The sequence below is a fragment of the Treponema primitia ZAS-2 genome, assembly GCF_000214375.1.
GTDB classification, from domain to species: domain Bacteria; phylum Spirochaetota; class Spirochaetia; order Treponematales; family Breznakiellaceae; genus Termitinema; species Termitinema primitia.
Genome location: NC_015578.1, coordinates 1,702,106 through 1,722,052 on the forward strand (window position 1 = coordinate 1,702,106; position 19,947 = coordinate 1,722,052).

The 19,947-nt window shown below is 50.6% G+C and carries 16 protein-coding genes; 6 read left to right on the forward strand and 10 right to left on the reverse strand.

Annotated features, from left to right (window positions below; genetic code table 11):
* The first annotated feature begins 2 nt into the window (after positions 1-2).
* Both xylB and xylA read left to right on the forward strand, forming a co-directional pair.
* Positions 3-1,493 (forward strand): xylulokinase, encoded by a 1,491-nt coding sequence (gene xylB / locus TREPR_RS07590; RefSeq protein WP_015707712.1) that lies wholly within the window; start codon positions 3-5, stop codon positions 1,491-1,493.
* Between the two features lie 42 nt (positions 1,494-1,535).
* The gene (gene xylA / locus TREPR_RS07595) at positions 1,536-2,876 is read left to right on the forward strand and encodes a xylose isomerase (protein ID WP_015707713.1); all 1,341 of its coding nucleotides are present in this window, start codon (positions 1,536-1,538) and stop codon (positions 2,874-2,876) included.
* A 49-nt stretch (positions 2,877-2,925) separates the two neighbouring features.
* On the opposite strand, the gene TREPR_RS07600 is transcribed toward xylA, so the two are convergent.
* From TREPR_RS07600 to TREPR_RS07615, 4 genes are read right to left on the reverse strand one after another with little or no spacing between them, the layout of a single operon-like run.
* A complete protein-coding gene (locus TREPR_RS07600; protein WP_015707714.1) occupies positions 2,926-4,605 on the reverse strand; it encodes a motility associated factor glycosyltransferase family protein in 1,680 nt (559 codons plus the stop codon).
* Positions 4,598-6,166, reverse strand: coding sequence for a 6-hydroxymethylpterin diphosphokinase MptE-like protein (locus tag TREPR_RS07605; protein WP_015707715.1), 1,569 nt, complete (start codon positions 6,164-6,166; stop codon positions 4,598-4,600). The genes TREPR_RS07600 and TREPR_RS07605 overlap by 8 nt, the downstream gene beginning before the upstream one ends.
* Position 6,167: 1 nt before the next feature.
* The gene (locus tag TREPR_RS07610) at positions 6,168-7,088 is read right to left on the reverse strand and encodes a hypothetical protein (protein WP_015707716.1); all 921 of its coding nucleotides are present in this window, start codon (positions 7,086-7,088) and stop codon (positions 6,168-6,170) included.
* The gene (locus TREPR_RS07615) at positions 7,088-9,190 is read right to left on the reverse strand and encodes a hypothetical protein (RefSeq protein ID WP_015707717.1); all 2,103 of its coding nucleotides are present in this window, start codon (positions 9,188-9,190) and stop codon (positions 7,088-7,090) included. The genes TREPR_RS07610 and TREPR_RS07615 overlap by 1 nt, the downstream gene beginning before the upstream one ends.
* Before the next feature lie 166 nt (positions 9,191-9,356).
* Here TREPR_RS07615 and TREPR_RS07620 point away from each other — a divergent pair, with 166 nt between their 5' ends.
* Positions 9,357-9,812: a septum formation initiator family protein gene (locus TREPR_RS07620; RefSeq protein WP_015707718.1), complete on the forward strand. Its 456-nt coding sequence runs from the start codon at positions 9,357-9,359 to the stop codon at positions 9,810-9,812.
* 15 nt (positions 9,813-9,827) lie between these two features.
* Here the strand turns inward: TREPR_RS07620 and TREPR_RS07625 are convergent, their stop codons facing one another.
* From TREPR_RS07625 to TREPR_RS07635, 3 genes are all read right to left on the reverse strand, one after another.
* Entirely contained in the window at positions 9,828-10,649 is an 822-nt protein-coding gene (locus tag TREPR_RS07625) for a TP0183 family DNA metabolism protein (RefSeq protein WP_015707719.1), read from the reverse strand.
* 94 nt (positions 10,650-10,743) lie between these two features.
* Positions 10,744-11,205, reverse strand: coding sequence for an SsrA-binding protein SmpB (gene smpB / locus TREPR_RS07630; RefSeq protein WP_015707720.1), 462 nt, complete (start codon positions 11,203-11,205; stop codon positions 10,744-10,746).
* Positions 11,202-12,770: an SUMF1/EgtB/PvdO family nonheme iron enzyme gene (locus TREPR_RS07635; RefSeq protein ID WP_015707721.1), complete on the reverse strand. Its 1,569-nt coding sequence runs from the start codon at positions 12,768-12,770 to the stop codon at positions 11,202-11,204. Before TREPR_RS07635 ends, smpB begins: the two co-directional genes overlap by 4 nt.
* A 68-nt stretch (positions 12,771-12,838) precedes the next feature.
* Here TREPR_RS07635 and lepB (TREPR_RS07640) point away from each other — a divergent pair, with 68 nt between their 5' ends.
* Genes lepB (TREPR_RS07640) through TREPR_RS07650 form a run of 3 tightly spaced genes read left to right on the forward strand, consistent with a single transcriptional unit; the run spans position 12,839 to position 15,874 of the window.
* The gene (gene lepB / locus TREPR_RS07640) at positions 12,839-13,825 is read left to right on the forward strand and encodes a signal peptidase I (protein ID WP_041611532.1); all 987 of its coding nucleotides are present in this window, start codon (positions 12,839-12,841) and stop codon (positions 13,823-13,825) included.
* A gap of 21 nt (positions 13,826-13,846) precedes the next feature.
* Positions 13,847-14,575 (forward strand): signal peptidase I, encoded by a 729-nt coding sequence (lepB, locus tag TREPR_RS07645; protein ID WP_015707723.1) that lies wholly within the window; start codon positions 13,847-13,849, stop codon positions 14,573-14,575.
* Between the two features lie 6 nt (positions 14,576-14,581).
* Positions 14,582-15,874, forward strand: coding sequence for a coproporphyrinogen-III oxidase family protein (locus TREPR_RS07650; protein ID WP_015707724.1), 1,293 nt, complete (start codon positions 14,582-14,584; stop codon positions 15,872-15,874).
* A 410-nt stretch (positions 15,875-16,284) separates the two neighbouring features.
* Here TREPR_RS07650 and TREPR_RS18400 read toward each other — a convergent pair whose 3' ends face one another.
* The 3 genes from TREPR_RS18400 to TREPR_RS07665 all read right to left on the reverse strand — a co-directional run bounded on the left by TREPR_RS18400 (position 16,285) and on the right by TREPR_RS07665 (position 19,928).
* Positions 16,285-18,453 carry a hypothetical protein gene (locus tag TREPR_RS18400; protein ID WP_015707726.1) on the reverse strand — a complete coding sequence of 723 codons (2,169 nt, stop codon included), beginning with the start codon at positions 18,451-18,453 and terminating at the stop codon, positions 16,285-16,287.
* A 96-nt stretch (positions 18,454-18,549) separates the two neighbouring features.
* Positions 18,550-19,185: a response regulator transcription factor gene (locus tag TREPR_RS07660; RefSeq protein WP_041611073.1), complete on the reverse strand. Its 636-nt coding sequence runs from the start codon at positions 19,183-19,185 to the stop codon at positions 18,550-18,552.
* Positions 19,182-19,928, reverse strand: a complete 747-nt coding sequence (locus tag TREPR_RS07665) for a sensor histidine kinase (protein ID WP_015707728.1) — start codon at positions 19,926-19,928, stop codon at positions 19,182-19,184. Before TREPR_RS07665 ends, TREPR_RS07660 begins: the two co-directional genes overlap by 4 nt.
* Between the last annotated feature and the right edge of the window lie 19 nt (positions 19,929-19,947).

A 19,947-nucleotide genomic window follows, 5' to 3' on the forward strand; every position in this document is an offset into this window, starting at 1 on the left:
TAATGATGAGGACAGTCGCGGGTATTGACATGGGTACCCAGAGTATCAAAGTTGTTTTGTACGACTGGAATGCAAAACGCATCATCGCTTCAAGCCATGAGCCGGTGGACCTGATCGCCTTGGACGATGGCACCCGGGAGCAGAAAACCGAGTGGTACGATGCGGTTCTTGAAAAATGTTTCTCCGCTTTTTCTGTAGAAGAAAAAAACAGTATTGCTGCCATAGGCGTTTCGGGGCACCAGCATGGCTTTGTACCCCTGGATGCGGATGGAAAAGCCCTATACAATGTAAAACTCTGGAACGATACCTCCACAGCTGAAGAATGCCGGATTATCACCGAAGCTGCCGGGGGGGATGATGCGGTGATCGCCGAAGTCTGTAACCTTATGCTGCCGGGCTTTACTGCACCCAAGATACTCTGGCTTAAACGGCATAAACCCGAAGCCTTTGCAAAGCTGCGCTATATTATGCTCCCCCACGATTACCTTAATTACCGTTTTACAGGGGAGTACAAGGCGGAGTGCGGGGATGCTTCCGGGATGGCCCTGTTTAACGGCGCCAAGCGGTGCTGGTCACAGAAAATATGCTCCATCATCGATGAGCGGATCATCGGTCTGCTGCCGCCCCTTATCAGTTCCGATGAACCTAACGGGTTCGTCAATGCCGCTGCGGCGGAACGGTTTGGCATACCCCGGGGCATTCCTGTTTCCTCAGGGGGCGGGGACAATATGATGAGCGCCATAGGTACCGGCACAGTCCGTGACGGTTTTCTTTCCATGAGCCTGGGCACCTCCGGGACCCTGTACGGCTATTCCCAAACCCCCATCGCGGATCCCAAAAACGGGCTTTCGGGTTTCAATTCATCCACCGGTGGTTACCTCCCGCTCCTTTGCACCATGAATTGCACAGTTGCTACCGAAGAAGTTAGGCGTCTTTTCAATTTGGATGTCCGGGAGCTTGACGCTCTGGCGGAAAAATCAAAACCCGGGGCGGAAGGAATAGTTTTTTTGCCTTTTTTTAACGGGGAGCGGACCCCGAACCTTCCCAACGGACGAGCCGATATCTGCGGCATTACCGCTACTAACTTTACCCGGGAAAACATAGCCCGTTCCGCCCTGGAAGCGGCAATTTTTGGTATGCGCTGCGGACTTGAGGCCTTTCAGGGGCTTGGATTCCGTCCTCAGGAGATCCGGATAACCGGAGGGGGGAGCAAAAGTTCCGTGTGGCGGCAGATGGCTGCGGATATCATGAATATACCTGTAAAGCGGCCGGTCAATGCAGAATCAGCCGCCATGGGCGGGGCTATTCAGGCTCTCTGGTGCCTTCTTAAAAAAGAAGGAAAGGGGGTTGATATAGCGTTTCTAACCGATGAGCATGTTGATATCAGCGAGGCCGAAAGTATTAAGCCCGATAGTATAACTGTCGCCGCTTATAACAAGGCTTATGCTGAATACAATAAGTACCTTAAAGCGTTAAGCCCGATCTTTGTTTAGATCGGCGCCCGCTTTACAAATATGTAGTAAGAGGAGCGAAGTATGGCAAATTATTTTATCGGTAACAAAGAATTTTTCCCCGGAATAGGAAAAATTCCCTATGAAGGAAGTGGGTCCAAAAACCCTCTGGCGTTCAAGTATTATGACGCTGAAAAAACGATACGGGGCAAAAAGCTGCGGGACTGGCTCAGATTTGCTATCGCCTATTGGCATAGTTTCTGTGCAGATGGTGCGGACCCATTTGGTGTGGGAACCCACATCTTTCCCTGGAATAGTTCTGCTGACCCCATGGAAAACGCAAAAAACAAAGCTGACGCGGCCTTTGAATTTTTTACCAAGATCAACGCTCCTTATTACTGCTGGCATGACCGGGATATTGCGCCGGAAGGAAAAGACCCGGAAGATTCTGCAAAAAATCTCAGCATCATTGTGGATGAACTTAAGAAACGGCAGGACGCCACTGGGGTAAAACTACTCTGGGGAACCGCTAATGTGTTTTCCAATCCCCGTTTTATGAACGGTGCGGCAACCAATCCTGAATTTGCCGTGGTTACCCATGCGGCCAATCAGGTGAAAAACGCCATCGATGGTACCATAAAACTGGGCGGAGAAGGGTACACCTTCTGGGGAGGCCGGGAAGGCTATATGTCCCTGCTCAACACGGACATGAAACGTGAGAAGGAGCACCTCGCAGTGCTTCTGACCATAGCCCGGGACTATGCCCGTAAACAGGGATTCAAGGGTTGTTTCTATATTGAGCCGAAACCTATGGAGCCCACCAAACACCAATACGATTTTGACTCCGAAACCGTCATTGGCTTCCTCAAAGCCCACGGCCTTGAAAAGGATTTCAAACTGAACATTGAGGCAAACCATGCAGAACTTGCAGGGCATGATTTCTACCATGAACTTTCTGTTTGTGTGGATAACGATATGCTCGGCTCGGTGGATGCAAACCGGGGTGAGCCCCGTAATGGCTGGGACACGGATCAGTTCCCCAACAGCGTTTATGAGACCAGTTTGGCCATGCTTGCTGTACTCCGCATGGGTGGATTCAAAACCGGTGGGCTTAACTTTGACGCCAAGATACGGCGCAATTCGGTTGATCCGGCAGATCTGTTTATTGCCCACATAGGCGGCATGGATACCTTTGCCTACGGCTTTGAAAAGGCTGTGGCGGTTCTTGACGACGGGCGCATCCCAGATTTGCTCAAGGCCCGCTATGCTTCCTTCGATTCCGGTGACGGTGCGAAGTTTGAAAAGGGTGGTTTTACCCTGGATAGCCTTGCTGCTCTGGCGAAGAACTACGATAAATCAGGCTGGACCAGCGGCAAACAGGAATACCTGGAGAATGTTCTGGGGGATATACTGCTTTCGAAATAGTGTATAAGGTGTAGGGTGTAGGGTAGCAGGAACGGGACCCCCACACCCTCTACCTCATACCCCATATCCCAAGAAGTTTTTCTAATTCCCCAACACAGTATTTCTTCACCGCATCAAAAAGCTCTGGAGTATCCAATTCAGGCGCACTTCGTTTTAATGCCGCCGCAGCTGGAAGTAAAGTAGTGAATATAATAGTCTCTTCCTTAGAAAGGCCGGTGAGAAAACTGTATACCGGTCCTTGGAGAAGGGGAAGGGCGTTTATGCCGGCCCGGTATTGGGCGAGGAATTCCAGTGCGCCCATGGCAGCCTTGCCTGAAGAAAAAAGCCGAAGTGTATCAGCAGTTCTGTTGTCCCCAGTGTTTGTTTCCAGTCTGATTGGCGCGCCCATGCCGGGAACGACGACAATACGGGCCTTCATGCTGCGAACTTTTTCTTCCAACCTGAGGCGGTACATGGCCATGGGTTTTGTCTCATAATACCAGGAATTATTTTCATCACCCTGCTTAAAGAGGGGAGTCCGGTAAAGGAAAGCAGAATGGAGTGCCTCCAGAGGAATGCAGCGATTCTGTTTGTTTTCAAAAAGGGAACGGATATAGGTTCCCCGGGCATAGCTTGTTCCCCGGGGATAGGAAAAGTCTGCGCCGTACAATTCAATATTCCGGGCGCATAGGTATTCTGCCAGGGATAGTGCGGCATAGGTGACATTGGCTCCCGAGGTATCTACCTCCGGGATGGGTCGCCAGTAACGGGAGATATACCTGGTTAAGGGGTGGCCTCCGGAAAAGAAATAGGGCCTCGGTGAACGGGAGGCTACCAGGGGCGGGCTTGCCAGATCAAGAAAGAGCAGGGTTTGTTCGGGAAGCCCCGCCATAAAGTGATAGTAGCTGATATGCTGACAGTCAATGGAAACCACCGCATCCGGCGTAAGTCCCGCACTGATCAGGGCAGGGAGGGCTGTATCCGCAGCAATGATGAAGGGCCTATTTTTTCTTTCTGCCAACAATGGTATCTGGGCATCCAGGCTTGGGCCGGCGGCACATATAGCAACACTGTGCACTGGGGCGAGGGGAACTGTATTCTGTTCCGCCTGAGCAATATTCCTGATGATGTTGGAAAACCAACGTTTTCCGAAATAGGCCTGGACCGAATAATCCGCTGATACCATATCAATGGCGGACTTGATCGCTTCCCCTGCTTGGTTGAACAGGCCTTGACTGAAATCAGCTCTGGTACGCAGGGGCAGCAGGCTTATGCCGCCGCAGATAACCGGTTTGTAACGGTCCAGGATGTACTGCTCCAGGGCTTCAGCTGAGGGGTCCACCAAAAGCCTGAACCGTGGGTCGTTAAAGATGCCAATATACTCCCGGGAGCTTAACAGTTCTGCTACGCCGTGGATATCAAAATCTATCACTGTAATCCCTTCGATAGTTGTTTTTTCCAGAGCAGCTTCTATATGAAAGCCCCCTCCTAAACCGAAAATGATGAGGAAGCCCTCATTGCCCAGGGTGGAGATCAGTCGTTTTCCTTCTCTCCGGGGATCAACCAGCGAGTGCAGGGGATGGGCCGCCCCTGAGTTATCCACTAGGGCGGGAATGGATTCCCCTGACCGGGATTCAATGAATCTGTAGCGGCCCCTGGTGGTTTCCGCTCCTGAAAGGCGTGAGCAGAGGGCGGGATCAAACCTGGACAGGGCCAGCAGGTTCCTTTCAAAATAAAAACCCTTATTCATAGCTGCCCCGCTTATTGTCACTGCTGGCTTCTATAAGCGCTTCCCTGATTGCTCCTGCGGAAGGCCGAGGATCGCCGTTTAAGAGCAGGGGACCCAGTTCCCTGACCAGGGTGTCCCGGCTTTCCGGAGAATCAAGGGATCGGAGCAGTAATTCTGCACCCTCCATGGATGCTGGAGAAACCGGCCTTTCGATAAATTCAGGAACAGAGAACCCTGGTACGCAATTCTGGCCGCTTTCAGATAAGCTCCCTTTCCTGAAATTTTCAAACACAGCGTTGTTGTTCCCCAGGGAAAAAATCCGGTCCGGACAGGTTTCTATCCTGCGGGCAAACCATTGGGCGTAGATACTCTGGCTTCCCGATGCGGCAATGGTGGAAGCCCTGAGGAAACTCTGGGAATAAACCGGTTTCAGCCTGGACCCTTGTTCTTCAAGGAGCCGGTCAAAGCTGTAGGGGCGCGCATGGGTGCGTAAGCCTGAGTTAGCCAGATCCATACCGGCTATATACACCGGGCCGCGGGTAAGCATGAAGGCCAGATCCAGGGCAGTAGCGGTGACGGTTCCCCTCTGGGGAAGCTTTGCAAAGGGCAGGGCGGTATTTTCCAAAAGGAGATTCTGCCAAAGGGAGCCGTCGCTAATGGGAAGCCAGGGTAATGATTCAAACTGAGAGGGCAGGGCGGCGCTGAGGCTTGCGGTAAAAACAGGTCCGGCCCAGCCCTGGCAGCGATCCTGTTCACCCAAGAAGCTTCGCCGCTTGCAACAGAGTTCCCCGCGAAGGGCTTCGTAAAGGTGCAGCAAAGCCCAGTTTCCCCCGTCGGTGCTGAGAATAAGGTCAGGGATCAGGTCCGCCGCAAGGAGGGCTGATACAGAGGATGAGGCCGCCAGAATAAATACAGAGCCGTTTTTTTTACGTTCTTTTATAAGGGGGATGACCTCCTCTAAGCTGGGACCTGCACCGCATATCACCAGGGGCATGGAAAGGGTAGGGTATTGGGGAACCCTTTTCAAAAGCCTTATGTTTTTAAGGGTATTCATGAACCAGCGCCTGCCAAAGGCTGCTACAGTCCGCTTGTTGGCATCTACCCGTTTGATAAATTCTGCGGTGTCCGCCAGAAGCCTGAGGTAGGCTTCTCCGAATGCAGCTTGGGATGGGCGCCATTCAACAACCGCCACCGAAGAAGCTTCCGTATCCGGTATATGGTTTTCCAGAAATTGCTGGACCGTTTCCGCAGAATCAGGCCCCCATACTGCATCAGCGGATCCGGTAACACCATTACTGCTGCATACTTCACCGGTTGCGGCAGTAGCAATAGTGTTACGGGTAAAAAAAGCGGATATATGGAGGACCAGGATACAGGCCTGGGGGAATTTTTTTCGCAGGGCATGAACGGCATAGTCCAGTCCGGGCTCCAGGAATATGAAGAACCGGACACCATCCCTGAAGTTGAGGGAATTAATATACCGCTCCGCCTCCACCAGGGGGTTGTACCGGGAATGTAAGACCAGATCTCCAATAAAGATAGTGGGGAAACCGCTTCCTGTAGGAGCAAGCCGTTCAAGCATATTACAGATAGGGCTGGATTAGCTCCAGGGCTTTTTCGGGAGTATCCGCTTCAAAGCAGGCTAGGACTTCGGTGTTAAGGCTTATGGAAAGCCGGTGGGCAATCAGTTCCCGGTCAGGAGGCATGGGCAGCAGCAGCAGGGCACGTCCTGAGGGGAGTAGGTTCGTCTCTCCCAGGGCTCCAAGTTTGAGCCGGAGCTCTGGGGCGAAGTCTTCCTTGCCCTTATCCGTTTTTTTCAGAACTATGCCCTGAAATTGGGGATTAACCTTTTGGTAGGCGTTAATTTTACTGCAAATCTCTTCTTTTGTCGAAATTTCCGGCGACTCTTCCATCGGGATTTCCAGGTCAAATTCTGCCGCTGGAAGTTCCGCGGGAAGTGCCGCGGGGAGCTGCGCTGGAAGTGCCGCCGTTTGTTCAGGAGCTTTCTCTTGCAATAGATCTGACGCTGCTACAGGTGAAGTGAAAATAATTTTTGTGTCCTCAAGAATCAGAGCAATGCGCTCAGGGTTAAAACCGGCGTCGGGCTCTTCTGCTGCAAGGAGTAGGTTCAGTTTTGGCTCCCGGTTGTCCAGGGGGAATATCCAGAGCTTCATTCCGGGAATAAAAAATTTAAGTGCCAGGGATTCGGGGTTATTAATTTCAAAAAAACTTTGATGCCTGGCATCTATTTCTTCCGGTGCTAGTATTACTTTAGCAACTCCCATGCCCACAGAAACATAGCTGGTGTAGCCTTCTTTTTTCAATTCCAGGCATGCCCCTGACTTAAATGCGCCGTAACCCTTTAATAGGCTCAGGGCGGTGTAGGCGGAACTTCCTGTGGCCGATTTTTTCGATGAAAGCCGGAGAAGCCGGTCCTTCAGAGCAATTCCTGCATCATCTAATTTACTGGGCGAGCCACTGAGGGCTTTGCTTAAAAGACCCATTAGCTAATACCTAATTCCACGAAGAGTTTTTTGTAGGTATCAAAATATTCAGACTGGGCGAACTCTTCAATTTTTTCTTCCGGCAGGGATTCTAACAGTTTATCCATATAAACAAGGACATTTCGGAGTTCAGTTTTAATTGAAGATAAGATCCCCGTTCCCCCGGGAACGGGAATTTCCATGGAAGCTTCCTTCGGGATATCAGCAACGAAAGTATCGTTTTCCGGTGCGGGGGACTCTGTTGCAAGTGGCTCATCTTCCAGGGTTATTTCAAGGGAATCGAGATCCTCAAGGAGGTCAATATTATCTGTCGGATCCCCGGCGTCCGCATTTTCAGCGGAGCCGGGACCACTAAAATTTAGGTCGTCAAGCCCCTCTTCCTTGAAAAACTCATCTATCTCATCCAATGGTAGATCCAGAGGTGGAAGATCCAATACAATCTTCGTACCCTCAGGAAGAGCCTGCTCAAGGTCGTCATCAATTTCCGGTTCCTCACCGGAGCTTTCATCTGAAGTTTCATCAAACAGGGATATGGATTCAAAGGAATCATCGGTAATAACATTGTCCTGAACGTTTTCCTGTATGGGAAGATCCGCATCTTCACTGATCATATCAAAATTCAGATCTGAATCGGGTAAATCCAGGGAAGATTCGTCAATGGCATCAGGAATATCATCAAAGGAGATTTCAGAAAAATCATCTCCCGGATTAGTCTCCCGGGAAGATCCGTCTTCATTAACGGAAGTTTCATCCGGGGAAAGATCATCAAAGGAAACTTCCTCAAAAAGGTTCTCTTCAACTGCGGGAATATCATCCATATTGTCCAGATCAATCAGGGAAAGGTTATCCAGGGAAGGTTCTTCCAGGGGAGTTTCCTTAATGCCATCGCTAAGATCAGGCTCATCTATAATCGCATCCCTTAAATCCAACTGTTCCCCGTCCAAGGGCTCCTCTTCCAGGTAAGAGATGTCTTCCGGCGCCGGGGTCATGGGTTCAACCCCATCTTCCCTAAGGATCTTTAAGTCCTCTGTATCCTTTGCCTCAAAGTCCTCCGGAGAAGAATTTTCCAATTCTGAAAGATCCTCCGGGGAAAACTCCACCGCCGGATTTTCAGTTCCGGAATCAGAAATTTTATTAAGGGGTCTGCCCAGGCCATCATAGATGAGTTCAGCGGAATCGTCTGCGGCCGACTGGGATGAAACATCCTCAGAAACATCCGAGGTATCCCCGTCTGATAATCCAAAGGGATCTTCTGATGATTCATCAGTATCGGAATCGGAGAATTTAACAAGAGGTCTGCCCAGGCCGTCATAGACGACATCACCTGAAAATTCTGCGGCACTTTCCGGGGTATTCACCGGCTGTTCCGGCTCCTCGGAGTAAGCATCGGATGAAAAATCCTCGGAAAGATCCGGAACATCCTCTTCTGATAATCCAAAAAAACCTTCTCCCGCAGGGGTAAGATCCTCTGATTCACTTAGATCGATTGGTTCTGAGGCGAGTGAAAAACCGAAATCTTCATTAGGGTTCGTGTTGGCGTCCGCCCCGGCTTCTTCGATAAAATCTGCGTTGTGGATAATATTATTCAGCTCATCTCCGGTAAGGGCTATTTTGTCATCGTCCTCTTCATCAAAGAATCCTCCATCCTCATCAAGGGTCTTGGTGGAAGCGCCAGCGGGCCTTTCGTTGTGGATAGCGGAAATCTCATTTTTCAGGTTGGACAACTCTCCCTTGATTGACGACAGTTCTTCGGCAATCTTCATCAGGAGCTGGGTTGAAAGATCCGACGCCGCTGCTTTGTTTTCCACCCGGGGAGGGGAATGCTCCTGGGAGTCCAAAGCGGGAAGCTGCTCCTCTTGGAAAGAAATTCCCACTTCATCCAGACCAAATTCATCATCCAGGGAGGAATTCGGCAGTTCGTCAAATGAAATATCCCCATCGTCCCCTTCGCCATCCTGGGCAAGGCTGGGAAAGGGAAAATCAAGATCCGAAGGCATATCCTGGGGTTCCAGTTTTACCCATACGCCATACTGATCAAGCTCATTGGATGATCCAATTGTACCGCGATCATCATATATTGAAGGAATTTTTTCAGTTGCCATAGCCCGCTCCCACTAATTTACACGTATATTATCCATTATCGTCAATTGCAAAATTTCTGTGAAGGATTTTTTAGGTAATCCCATTTATAAGAATGTTAGCGGCGCTTTTTCCGGTTGTCAATGGAGACGCCTCAAGAAATGGGGTAGAACAGCCGTTAATGTACTAATGCGTATCTTGAAATACCTCATAGCAGTCTGGACAACCATTGCAATCTATACGGTCTCGGCCTATCTCGTGGGGCCTACGGGTATTTTGGCCCTTAAACAGCTTTCTGTGGAACGGGACAAACAACAGTCGAATATTGAAGCCCTCAAGGAACTTAACCAGGAACTGGAAGGGACCATGAATGCCCTGAAGTACGATTCTGATACAATTATGGTTTATGCCCGGGAATTGGGGTACGGTACTGGGCCTGAACATTTTGTACGTATAGTAGGCCTGGGAGGTACCAGGAAACAGCGGGCCACCGCCGGGCAAATTACGGTTCCCCGGGCGCCGAATGCCATTCCCGACAGGATACTCTGGTTTATTGCCATTTGTACCGGCGCCGCTTTGCTTGTTCTGCTGAGTATTACCGAATTTATCCAGGAGCGCCGTATACGCTGGCGATACTACAAGTAATAGCAATACAGAGGCCTAGCGGGTTGGCTTTGTCCATTCAGCTTCGCGGATAGATCCGGGACGCAATTCTATAATCCGGTTGTCCTCATACTCCACTTCGGTGGATGTTTTTATACCCCGTAAAACCGTGCCTTCCTCGTAAAGAAAGAGTTCCCACTGCCAGGGTTCTGCTTGGGCCTTCAATTCCCGGGCAATATCAAAGGGGATGGGGTAGTAAAACCGTTCAGTGTTGGGGGAATTTTGAGTTACCTTCAGGGTATTTCCATCAATTCGGTAGACCAGGCTCATCTGGACGCCTGAAGAAAGGATAGCCCTGCCGGTTCCTCCCGGCTGGAGGCGGACTATCTCCACACCTGTATCTCCCCGCCAGGTCCCCAGAATTTTCCCTTCCGAAAGGGTTTCCTGGGGTATTTCCGTTTGAGGCGCCTCTTCATGGGCGGAAGGCCCCATGCCAACTGCGGGCGAAGGGTTCGTCATGGAAAAAGCCGTTTCCACCAGGGAACGGGCCTTCAGAGCCAAATCAGTGGTAGTTTTATAGGTGGACTTATAGTAGGCCCGTTCACCGGTACTGGTTTTGATAATGTCCAGGGACAGGATTGGACTGTCCTGATCCAGGATGATGCTTCCGGAGATTATATAATCCGGGGTGGTGAACCGCATCTCCAACTCTCCGATATCGCCCACATAGGACTGTATCAGGGCTTCGATAAACCGGGATTCTTCCAAGCCCAAGCCCTCAATGGTAAAGGGCATAAGCTGGATTACAGGTTTATTTTCCTGGGCATCCAGGGACCAGAGGAAGGGTATGAAACAAAAGGACAAAAGTATCCTTTTCATTTTTTTACTATAATATAAATTTCAACATTTTACAAATAATTACTAAAAAATCATAAAAAAGAGGGTTTTTTTTAAAAGGGGCGTAAAATCCAGATTATTGCAGTTTTGTGCGGAATTCACGGGAAATTTCCCGCTTGATATCCCGTTCCCGGATATCCGCCCGTTTGTCATAGGTCTTTTTCCCCTTGCAGAGTCCAAGTTCCACCTTCACTCGGCCTTTTTTAAAGTAAAAAGAAAGGGGAATAAGGGTATACCCCTTTTCATCAACCTTTCGGGCTATGCGCTTAATTTCATCCCGATGGAGGAGGAGCCGTTTTTTCCGGTCCGGGTCGTGGTTAAAAATCGAGGAAAAAGGGTTCTCGGCGACCCGCAGGGAACGGACCCATACTTCGCCGTCTATCACCTCCGCCCAGGCGTCGGGAAAAGATATCTTGCTGTCCCGAAAGGACTTGACCTCCGTGCCAAGCAGCTCTATGCCGCATTCATAGCTGTCATCCACCGAGTAATCATGCCGGGCCCGGCGGTTTACGGCGATGATCTTAACCCCTTCGCTCATTGTGTCACCGCCTTAGGCGCCGCCAGAGGCGCGATTACCGGCCTGAAGGACACGAAAGCGGATGATGTGGCCGGCGCCAGGGATGCCCGGGTTTCCATACCTACCGATCCTGGGGGGTTTATCCAGGAACCGCCCTTCAGAGACCGTTCAGGGGAAGTGATGGTATTTCCCCCGGGGAGATAATTGAGGGGAGCATAATAATCAGCGCACCATTCCCATAGACCCCCGATCATATTCTGGGGTATTTCCAGAGAAGTTCCCCTTGGCAAAGCAGAATCCCCAGCGCCGAGCTTGGCGGCGTATTCCCATTCAGCTTCCGTGGGAAGCCGTACTTCCCATTCTCTTAACCCAGGGGGAAGTAGTGTGGTCAGCCACTGGCAGCAGGCGGCGGCGGCATACCAGGAGATTCCCGGCACGCCGGGCTTAGGGTAGGGGGGGTAGATCGGTTCTTCCAGGTAGCCTTCGGAGACTAAGCCTTCACTTATCAGGGTTTTGCGGTTTTCCCGTCCCCACCTGGGGGATGCCCGGAGAAAGTGTTCCCAAGTTTCGCTGTCAATTTCGGTGGTGGCGATATAGAAACTCCCCTGGGTAAGTTCCCGGGGAAAGGCGGTCCCCTGAATAAAGCTTCCCCCGGGGATTTCCCTGAAAGAGAGGGAGTCCAGGCGGAGGCTTGCCCCCAGGGGCCGGACAGGGGAAACCGGGGATTTGCCGGAAAGGGCTGCCGCAAAGGAGACCGCCTCCCGGTACCAGCCGGATCCTTCCACGCTACGGGCGCTTTCCGGGGACAGGGTTTCGGTAAGCCAGGGGGCGGCGCCTTCAAGTTCAGAAAGATAGCTCAGGATACCCGAGGCGGTTTCTGTAAAGGTAAGGGGGGAAGGGGAAAGCCCTCCATTGCCGCTGAGGAACAGGGCCCGCAGCAGATCCCTCTGGGCCGCCTTGGTGGAGGCGTACCGGGCCGCTTCTTTGAGGATTTCGTCCATCCCTTCCCGGAGCAGGGGATCCGCCGCAGCGGGTCCTGAACGGTAGGCCCCTTCGGAAAGATCCCGGGGTATCTGATAGGCGGCGGTGGGTTCCCCGGTAAAGGACCATGCGGCATATTCCGAGGCTCCAATAAAAAGGGCTTCCAGGGGTAGAGTCGGCGCCAGGGTTTCTGCAATGGCGATACGATGGGGGAAAAGCCGGGAGCCGAGGATACGACCCGGCGCGTCAATGTCCAGTTTCCGGGAAACAAATCCCGGGAGGGTCAGCTCCACGGACCGGCTGCCCTGGCTAACAAAAACTTCGCAGGGGGTGGCCCCCAGGGTGATCCCGTCAATACGCACCGCCGCACCCCTGGGCTCGGAATCCAAAACCAGGAGGCTGCCCGGATTGGTAAGCCCGGGGAAGAGGAAGATGAAGAAAAGCAGCGCCAGGAGTATCAGTGTGAAAAGACCGGCCAGATAAACCCCAGGCCGTATACCCAGGATAGGCTCCAGATGGACCTGATCCTCCGGTACTTCCAAGGTTCCGGCTAAAGTCGGCGCTTCCCGCGAAAGAAGTTCCGTGGGGGTCTTTTTTCCGAACATATCAGATGATTATAGGGGCCCCTTCATACCTTGTCAACGATGGCGCTTCATGGTATTTTGCCTTATATATGGCTGACAACAGGGATTTTTTTGATCAACTCCAGGTATTCACCGAAGGCTGTTTAAGCCGCAGGCAGCGTAAGCGGCGGATCAGGAAGGAGAAATCCCGGGCAAAGAACCCCGTGCTGGACTGGATAGAGGCCTTTCTCTGGGCGGCGGGGGTGGTACTCCTGATCAACCAATACCTTTTCCAAGCATACCAGATCCCCTCGGGTTCCATGATCGATACCCTTTTAATTAAGGACCGGATCTTTGTCAATAAAATAATCTACGGCCCGGAATTGCTTCCCGGGGTGTTCAAGCTGCCCAGCCCCATAAAACCCAAACGGAACGATGTGATTATCTTTGAAAACCCTTCCTATATATCACGGGGCCCCGCCTTTGATATTGCCCAGCGCATTATCTATATGCTTACCCTCTCCATGGTGGACATCGACAAGGATGAATCCGGGGATCCGAAGGTTCACTTCCTTATTAAACGGGCGGTAGGCATGGGGGGGGACCGGTTCATCACTGAAAACGGGGAACTGAATATCCGTTTTGCAGGGGAAGACCGGTGGATGCCCGAGCGGGAGTATAATGCGGGCCGGGGATTGAAGCATAAGCTGAGTCGGCTCATGGATGAAGACGCCTATCCGGCCCTAAAAGCCGCCGGGAGAGCCGCCGCCCTTATGGATCTGGGGCTGCCCGTTTCCGGAGAGCTTTCCGAGGCAGCGGCGGGGGTGAATAAGCTGCGCTACCCCGATTATCTGGCCCATGAGCGGGCCCGGCTGGAATTGATTCGGGGGGCCTATCCCCAGGAGAACCGCTACCGTACCCTCTTGGCTCGGCATACTCAGGGCTGGTATGTGCCTCCCGGTCGCATACTTCCCCTAGGGGATAACCGGGATAATTCCCGGGACGGTCGTTACTTTGGCCCGGTGCGGGAATCAAAAATTCTGGGAAAGGGTTCCCTTATTTATTGGCCCTTCCGGCGTATCGGACCCATACGCTAATGTTTATGAGGAACCTGATATATGTTTAACAAATGGCGAAAATATTCCTACGCCGCCCAGAAGGATCAGCGGCATCAGATACGCTGGGTTCTGGTTTGGCTCCTGGCTTTTTTCGTTTTGTACTCCATGCTTACGGGCTTTTTTTTCTCCATGCGGGTTCTGGAAAATGAAACCATGCAGCCCGGCCTTCGTAGCGGGGACAGGTTTGTGCTTTCATCTTACAGGATCTATGCGTTTCTGGCCGAAAGGGACTGGATTGGCGGGGAGCTTCCTTTTAAGCGGGGCAATGTGGTTCTGGTGGATATGTCCCTGAGGGATGATCCGGGTATAGCCCGGAAAACCCTGGATGTATTGATCCGGTTTTTTACCCTTCAACGCCTGAGCCTCTTCAATCAAAAAGAACATTACTATATCAAGCGGGTCATAGGACTACCGGGGGATGAGATTTCCATGACCAATTTTGTGATCCGGGTAAGGCCCGCCGGGGGAAATTACGCCCTTACAGAATTTGAGTTATCCGACCGGCCCTATGTTCCCAATATACCCCAGGTTCCGGCCCTCTGGGATGAGTCGATTCCCTTTTCAGGCAACATGGATACCCGTATCCTTACCGAAGATGAGTGCTTTGTCCTTTCCGATGATCGCAGTAATACTAACGATTCCCGCACCTGGGGTCCCGTCCCGGTTGATCTGGTGGCGGGTAAGCTGCTCTTCCGCTACTGGCCTCTGACAAAACTGGGAAGGCCCTAGGAAAAAATGGGGGATCAGGAAGCGTCTCTGTACGTTCATGTTCCCTTCTGCGCCTCCTTCTGCGATTACTGTGATTTTTATTCTATCCTGACCAGCCCCGATGATGAACGGCTAAACCTGTATGTTGATGTGGTGCTGGAGGAAATACGGGGCCTTATTGCCCGCTTTAAGGTGGACAGGGTTCCTACGGTATATATTGGCGGGGGTACCCCCTCTGTTCTGGGTGCTTCAAGGCTGGATAGGCTTCTGGGTGGTATAGCAGGAATACTGCCCGGTATTCCTGCATCGGCAGGAAGGATTTCTGCTACAGAATGTACCCTGGAAGTGAACCCTGAGTCTGTCCGGGAAGACCTGCTGGAGGTATGCCGGGACCGGGGGGTTACCCGGCTGAGCGTGGGGGTCCAGAGTTTTTACGGCCCTTCCCGGCAGGCAGTACACCGGGCCGGTGAGTCCGGCCTTTTGGATGAACGGCTTTCCATGATAGCAGACTATTTTGGTGACAGTTTTACTGCGGATATTATGTCAGGCCTTCCTTTTCAGGATGAAACAGTATTACTGCGGGATATTGAAAAGCTGGTTTCATACAGCCCGGGGCATATCTCTCTCTACAGTCTGACCCTGGAGGAAGGGACCCCCCTGGTGGCGCACCTGGCGGAATCTGCCGCCAAGTGCGCCGTCCCGGGCGCCGCTCTTGGCGCTGCCCCGGGAACCGCCGGGGGCACTGTTTTTTTGCCCGACGGGGATGAGGCGGATCGGCTCTGGCTTTCCGGGAGGGATGCCCTGGAACAGGCGGGATATGCCCAGTACGAGGTGTCCAATTTTTCCCGGCCCGGCAGGGAGGGGCGGCACAATCTCCGGTACTGGCGCATGGAAAACTGGCTGGGCGCTGGCCCGGGTGCTTCCGGCACCCTGATTGACGACGAAGAAGGCCGGGGTATACGGTACACCATTCCTGCGGATGCCGATACCTGGCTTGCGGGGGGCGCCGCCGCAGTGAATGAAATTCTGGACAGGCCCACCCTGATACAGGAAAGCCTACTCATGGGTTTCCGCTCCCTGGAAGGCCCGGACACTGCATTGTTTGAAAAGCGTTTTCATTGCAGCCTGGAAAGCCTGATCCTCCAAACCCTCCGCCGCTGGGAAAAGCGGGAGCTGCTCGCTCCTCTGAAAAGTTGGGAGAGACGGGAAGCCCTTGCCTTAACCAGGGAAGGGCTGCTGTTTCTCAATACCTTCCTTGCAGAGGCCTTCGCTGAGCTGGATCGCAGTTTGTTAAAGAAAGAGGGCTCTGATTCGGCTTAGTAGCGCGGGAAACCAGGTCTGTTTGGAGTCTATGCCATATATTATAATAAAAAGAAAGATAATAATACAGAAATAACTATTTATGTCATACTTATTGTACTTAATGAGGAATATTAGAAGTATTCTGAACTGGTTCCCTATTTTAACGACGATCAAATATATATTTTCTGTAATAGAGATGATTATATTACATATCTAAAAAAGTATAATGATTGTTATTTTATCGTTGAAAATACTCTTATTGAATCAGGAGATATGAGCATTGACGCTTTTGGAGAATATGCGAAATATATAAACGAAGTGGGATTATTTACTTGTTATAGAAAACAATAAGGCCGCGCCAAGTAGAAATGAAAAAGAGGGAGTTTTGCAACTCCCTCTTAAAAGCAAGATCAGCTATCGTTACTTCGTCAGTTTAAAGATTCGAAACTTGCATTCGTAGCATCAGCGCAGCCGTTGATAAACGCAACATTTTTTAGAAGTTTATATTTATGGTTATCGTAATCGTATTGATAAACAATTGTAAAGGTTCCGGATCCTGCCCAGCTTCCGCTGTCACTGGGGCCGGGAGTTAAATCCAATGTTTGGCCGGGTTCTTTTACATGAAGTTCAAAGGTCTTTACTGTTGTATCACGCCAACTTGAATAACCTTCATTATAGTAGGCCGCTACTGGTGTGGAATCATTGAAGACTGTTGTGTTGTTAGCAACAATAAATAATGAATATTCTATTGTTGGAAGGTCATCAGTGAATTTTAAGATACCCGGAATGATAAAATCCGCTAAGTCAACCGTAGCGCACCCGTTGACAAACTCAACATCCCTTAGAAGTTTATATTTACGGTTGGAATCGTGGAGATATTCATAAACAATTGTAAACGTTCCTGACCCTGCCCATCTTCCGTGGTCGTAGCTGGGAGTTAAACCTAATGTTTGGTCGGGTGCTAGTACATGAAGCTCAAAGGTCTTTGCCGTTGTATCACGCCAAGCTGCATAACGATTATTGTAGTAGGCGGCTACTGGTGTGGAATCATAGAAAGCGGTTGTGTTGTTAGCAACAATAAATAATAAATTTTCTACTGCTGGAAGGTCATCAGTGAATTTTAAGATACCCGGAATGGTAAAATCCGCTAAGTTAACCGTAGCGCACCCGTTGACAAACTCAACATCCCTTAGAAGTTTATAAGCAGAAGACGAGGTTTGATAAACGACTGTAAAGGTTCCGGACCCTGTCCATTTTTTGTGAGATTCACCAGTCATAGCTAAGGTCATTGTAGAATCTATATCATTGACGTGAAGCTCAAATGTTTTTTTAGTTGTATTGCGCCAACCTGCATAATTTGTACTATAATAAGCTTCTATTGGTATATAATAATTGAATACTTCCGTATCATTAGCTACAACATACAGTGCTTTATATACATCTGTTGGAAGAGTGTCGGCAAATTCCAGGATACCGGAGATCGCAAAGTCAGCCAGGTTAACGGCAACGGACCCATTAACGAACGAAACATTTCTTAAAATTCTGGGGTCTCCACTGGAAGCATTATAAAATAGCGTATATGTTCCATTTCCGTCCCATTTTGGATCCGATGAACTTGCATAGTCTTCTATTGTCAAATTACTGCGGGTGTGCAGTTCAAATGTTTTTGAACTTGCATTTTTCCATCCCAGGTTGGATGAATAATAAGCCACCGCCGGCATTCCATTAGCTAAGGATGTTTGACTATTTTCGACAACATAAAAACCAGTAATATCAGGCAGGCTGTCGGTAAATGTCAGAATACCCTTCGGGCCGCTGCTTCCAGACGGATAATGAACCGTAACCGGATGATTAGTACTGTTAATGCCATCTTTTGTGATTTTGACTTTAACGTTTCCCGCTTTGCTTGTAGTAATCCCCAATTTCCAGCTTATTCCGCTTCCGGTCAAACTTCCCATCGCCGCTGTGCCGCCATTATTCGTTAAAGTAATATCGGTTCCAACTAATCCGGTAATTGCGCTTGCAAAAGTCAAAGTTAGTTCAGTAGTAGCCTGGGTATTTGCTGTTCCATCGGCAGTTACAGTAAAAGCAATGCCGTCACCATCGCCGTCACCATCGCCATCGCCGTCACCATCGCCATCGCCGTCACCATCACCATCACCATCACCATCACCATCGCTGCCGCCTAATAATGCAAGCCATGATACCAAACTGCTATAAGCCACTGTCGCACTGCCGTTTACAAATGGGACATTTGCGCGTCCCGTGGCACTATTATCGTTGCCAATATAAATAAGATAATTACCGGTTCCGGTAAACGGAGTTTTATCCATGTTATATAAGCTATAGGGGCTGGCGGTATCCGTGCTTCCGCCAAGCGGATTACTTGCCTTCAAAGCTGCTGTATTTTGAAACAAAGCGGCAGTTCCCGAAACTGTACCGCCTGTAATTGTTAGAGTACCGGGGGTATCTCCGCCGTTGCTGTTGTCGCCCGTGCCGTCCGTACCGCCCGTACCGGTATCGCAGCCAAAAAATGAAAGGCTTAAAACCAGCAATAACAAGCCGAGAGTTCCAAATCCCCTGTTTTTCATTTTCATAAAAACCCCCTTTAAGATTTTTTTACAATTCTATGATTGCATACCAGGAGTATGGGACCTTGTTTTATTTGCTGTCATGAGTAGTTACGCACGAGTTTACATTTTTTGCAGTTCAAGCCGGGAGGAGACGCCGGTTTTCATGTAGACAAAGGACAGGATGTTTTCCACCGTGCGCACTTTTATGCCGAGTCCGGCGGCGATTTGCTTGTTGGAAAGGCCGTCCTTTACCAGGGTAAGGATCTGGGCTTCCCGTTTGGTAAGGAGGCTTAGGGCAGCGGCAATGGTATTCAGTTTCGGCTCCACTGATTTATCAATGTACATTTCCCCTCTCAGGACTGTATTTATGGCCTCTTCAAGTTCGGCTTCGTTCCGGCTTTTGCAGACATAGGCATAGACGCCCATGCTGATCGTGGTGTTCACATGGGAGTAGTCGGTGAAGTTGGTGTAGACCACGAACCTGGGGAGCTCAATCGGCGGATTTGCGGTACGGTTCCGCTCCTTCATCCAGGGAACGAGATCAAGTCCCCAGGCGTCTTCAAGCTGTATGTCAAGGAGTATTATATCGGGCTGGGGGGCGGTAGTTTTACCCGGCGTCAAAAACGCTTTTGCCTCGTTCAGGGTAGACGACGTTCCCAAAACACGCCAGCGCCCCGAAGCGCTAAAGTATGCCTCCAGGCCATTCCGCATAATGGGATGATCCTCTAGTATGAAAAGGTTCGGGAGAGTTTTCATGCCTGATCGTCCCCTTCGGGTACTTCGATGCAAACCATAAAGCCGTTGTCCTTTTCGCTGCGTACCGTAAAGGTGGCGCCTATGATGGCGGCTCGCTGACGCATGGTTCTCATGCCCAGGCCTCCCTGCGGTATGCCTGGGGAGAGCCCTGCGCCGTCATCGGAAACACAGAGCAGAATATTCCGGTTTTGCCGCCGGGCTATGAGGAAAGCCTTTTGAGCCCCCGAATGTTTTTCTATATTATTAAGGGCTTCCTGAACCATGCGGTACAGATGAAGCTGGTTTACCGCTTTTATCCCGCCAAGATCCAAACCTTCCTGAATATTGAGGACACATTCAATCCCGGTCTTTTTGCCGAATTTGGCCATAAGGCCGGAGAGGGAATCGATAAAGGAAAAGCGTTCAAAGTCGGGAGGCATAAGATCGGCGCAGATCTCCCTGATTTTATCGGCAGCAGGGCTAAAGCGGATTTCGGGAAGCACCGTGTCATGGAGTTCCCGGGATATGCGCTGCCGTTCCTGTTCCTGCCCCGCGATAATCAAATGGGAAAAAGCAAGGTTCTGCTCTTCCATCTGCTGCGCTTTTTTCATGGAAAAATAAAGATAGCAGAGAAGGAGTACGAGAACGGAGATAATACCCACAAAAAGCCAAAGCAGGCTGAAATAAGCAGTAAGTTCCGCGGATAAATCAGCCGCTTTCGCGGGGAACTGCGCAAGTGGTATGGACGGCGTACGTCCCGGCATCACGGTTCCTCCTGTCATC

Excerpts from the sequence above, each read along its gene's own strand:
- xylB (WP_015707712.1), top strand. The coding sequence starts at position 3 with ATGATGAGGACAGTCGCGGGTATTGACATGGGTACCCAGAGTATCAAA.
- xylA (WP_015707713.1), top strand. The coding sequence starts at position 1,536 with ATGGCAAATTATTTTATCGGTAACAAAGAATTTTTCCCCGGAATAGGA.
- TREPR_RS07600 (WP_015707714.1), bottom strand. The coding sequence starts at position 4,605 with ATGAATAAGGGTTTTTATTTTGAAAGGAACCTGCTGGCCCTGTCCAGG.
- TREPR_RS07605 (WP_015707715.1), bottom strand. The coding sequence starts at position 6,166 with ATGCTTGAACGGCTTGCTCCTACAGGAAGCGGTTTCCCCACTATCTTT.
- TREPR_RS07610 (WP_015707716.1), bottom strand. The coding sequence starts at position 7,088 with ATGGGTCTTTTAAGCAAAGCCCTCAGTGGCTCGCCCAGTAAATTAGAT.
- TREPR_RS07615 (WP_015707717.1), bottom strand. The coding sequence starts at position 9,190 with ATGGCAACTGAAAAAATTCCTTCAATATATGATGATCGCGGTACAATT.
- TREPR_RS07620 (WP_015707718.1), top strand. The coding sequence starts at position 9,357 with ATGCGTATCTTGAAATACCTCATAGCAGTCTGGACAACCATTGCAATC.
- TREPR_RS07625 (WP_015707719.1), bottom strand. The coding sequence starts at position 10,649 with ATGAAAAGGATACTTTTGTCCTTTTGTTTCATACCCTTCCTCTGGTCC.
- smpB (WP_015707720.1), bottom strand. The coding sequence starts at position 11,205 with ATGAGCGAAGGGGTTAAGATCATCGCCGTAAACCGCCGGGCCCGGCAT.
- TREPR_RS07635 (WP_015707721.1), bottom strand. The coding sequence starts at position 12,770 with ATGTTCGGAAAAAAGACCCCCACGGAACTTCTTTCGCGGGAAGCGCCG.
- lepB (WP_041611532.1), top strand. The coding sequence starts at position 12,839 with ATGGCTGACAACAGGGATTTTTTTGATCAACTCCAGGTATTCACCGAA.
- lepB (WP_015707723.1), top strand. The coding sequence starts at position 13,847 with ATGTTTAACAAATGGCGAAAATATTCCTACGCCGCCCAGAAGGATCAG.
- TREPR_RS07650 (WP_015707724.1), top strand. The coding sequence starts at position 14,582 with ATGGGGGATCAGGAAGCGTCTCTGTACGTTCATGTTCCCTTCTGCGCC.
- TREPR_RS18400 (WP_015707726.1), bottom strand. The coding sequence starts at position 18,453 with ATGAAAATGAAAAACAGGGGATTTGGAACTCTCGGCTTGTTATTGCTG.
- TREPR_RS07660 (WP_041611073.1), bottom strand. The coding sequence starts at position 19,185 with ATGAAAACTCTCCCGAACCTTTTCATACTAGAGGATCATCCCATTATG.
- TREPR_RS07665 (WP_015707728.1), bottom strand. The coding sequence starts at position 19,928 with ATGCCGGGACGTACGCCGTCCATACCACTTGCGCAGTTCCCCGCGAAA.